Origin of the sequence: Mesorhizobium sp. M2A.F.Ca.ET.039.01.1.1 (genome assembly GCF_003998035.1) — a bacterium.
In the GTDB taxonomy this organism is placed as follows: Bacteria; Pseudomonadota; Alphaproteobacteria; order Rhizobiales; family Rhizobiaceae; genus Mesorhizobium.
The window spans coordinates 1-1,929 of the sequence record NZ_RZRY01000960.1; the positions used below are offsets into that span (position 1 = coordinate 1).

The 1,929-nt window shown below is 63.7% G+C and carries 2 protein-coding genes; both read left to right on the forward strand.

Going from position 1 to position 1,929, the window contains the following annotated elements; all coding sequences use genetic code 11:
• A partial coding sequence (locus EOA24_RS36085; protein WP_127410713.1) for a glycosyltransferase occupies positions 1-406 on the forward strand: 406 nt, incomplete at its 5' end.
• A gap of 152 nt (positions 407-558) precedes the next feature.
• Positions 559-1,929: glycogen debranching N-terminal domain-containing protein (locus EOA24_RS36090; RefSeq protein WP_281059922.1), on the forward strand; the 1,371-nt coding region annotated here is incomplete at its 3' end.

The window sequence follows — 1,929 nt, forward strand, 5'->3', positions numbered from 1 at the left end:
CTTCCGCGCCAATATCGAGGCGCTGATCGATGGCGACCGGATCGACTATGTCGGCGAGATCACCGAGGACGAGAAGGCCGAATTTCTCGGCAACGCGGCGGGCCTGCTGTTTCCCATCGACTGGCCGGAGCCGTTCGGCCTCGTCGCAATCGAGGCAATGGCCTGCGGCACGCCGGTGATCGCCTGGAACCAAGGCGCCTTGCCGGAGATCGTCGACGACGGCATCACCGGCTTCGTCGTGGACAGCGTCGACGCCGCGGTCGCGTCAATGCCGGCGCTTCTCGATCTCGACCGGCGGCAGGTGAGGGCGGTGTTCGAGAAAAGGTTCTCGGCGACAAGAATGGCAAGCGACTATCTTGCTGCCTATATGCGTCTGACCGGCATGCCGGAGGCCAAGGCCTCCTGACCTTCATCCCTTGAGCCGGATGATTTCAGGTCTGTTCGGCCTGAAATCTCAATCCGGCTCTAAATCAAAGAGATAGAGCATAATGTCGTCCGAAAGCCGCTTCACACTTTTCGGCATCATGCTCTAGGGCGGGGCAAACGAAGAGGTGACGAATGATGGAGCTCGACGAGCGCAAGCTCGATCCTGCCGTAGCCCTTTCTTCACTCGACGAGACCGCGCCGCGGGAACCGCACCGGCTTTTCGCCCTCAAGCAGGGCGACTGCTTCGCTGTCGCCGACGCCTATGGCGACATCAGGGGCTCGGGCGACGGGTTCTTCCGCGACGACACGCGCGTGCTTTCCGAATTCCGGCTGACCATCGGCGGCAGGCAGATGTCGCTGCTCGGCGCTTCGCTCAGCCAGGACAATGTGCTGTTCACGTCCAACCTGACCAACCTGCCGATCCAAAGCGCCGCCGGCCGTGACATCCCGCAGGGCGCGATCCATATCGAACGGGTCAGGCTGATCTGGCAGGACCGGTTGTTCGAGCGCATCACGCTGTCCAACTACAGCCGCGAGCATTCGACCATCACCGTCTCGCTGCATTTCGCCGCAGACTTCCGCGACATGTTCGAGGTGCGCGGCTCGACGCGGGTGAAGCGCGGCACGACACATGTCGCCAAGACCGAAAAGGAGTCCGTCATGCTCGGCTATGACGGCCTCGACGGGCTCCCACGGCTATCGGCGATCTCCTTTTCGCAGGCCCCCGACAAATTAAGCGACAACCGCGCCGACTTCCTGATCGCGGTGACCAAGCGCAGCCAGAAAGTGCTTTATGTCGAAGTCGGACCGGAAGTATCCGAGGCTCCCAGTCGCGACCGTTTCCGCGCCGCGGCGGCACGGGCCCGCTTCGGCATGCGTGCCAAGCGGCGTCATGGCGCAACGGTGCACAGTTCGGGCCGCGTCTTCAACGACTGGGTCGAGCGTGCCCGCGCCGACGTAGCGCTGCTCACCACTGAGCTGCCGACGGGGCCTTATCCCTATGCCGGCATCCCGTGGTTCTCGACGGCGTTCGGCCGCGACGGGGTGATCTCGAGCCTGCAGATGCTTTGGCTCAATCCGGGCCTGGCGCGCGGTGTTCTGGCATTTCTGGCCGAGCACCAGGCGACCGAAACCTCGCCCTTCTCGGATTCCCAGCCGGGCAAGATCATGCATGAGACGCGCAAGGGCGAGATGGCGGCGCTGCGCGAGCTTCCTTTCGGGCGCTACTATGGCGGTGTCGACACCACGCCGCTTTATATCCATCTGGCTTCCGCCTATGCCGACCGCACCGGCGACATGGCCTTCATCGACAAATTGTGGCCTTCGCTCAAGGCCGCCGCCGAATGGACGGAGGAGGCGAGCCGCGCCACCGGCTTCGTCACCTATCAGCGCGCCGCCGAGTCGGGTCTCGCCAACCAGGGCTGGAAGGACAGTTTCGATTCGGTCTTCCATGCCGACGGCCGCATTCCAAAAGGGCCGATCGCGCTCGTCGAGGTACAGGGC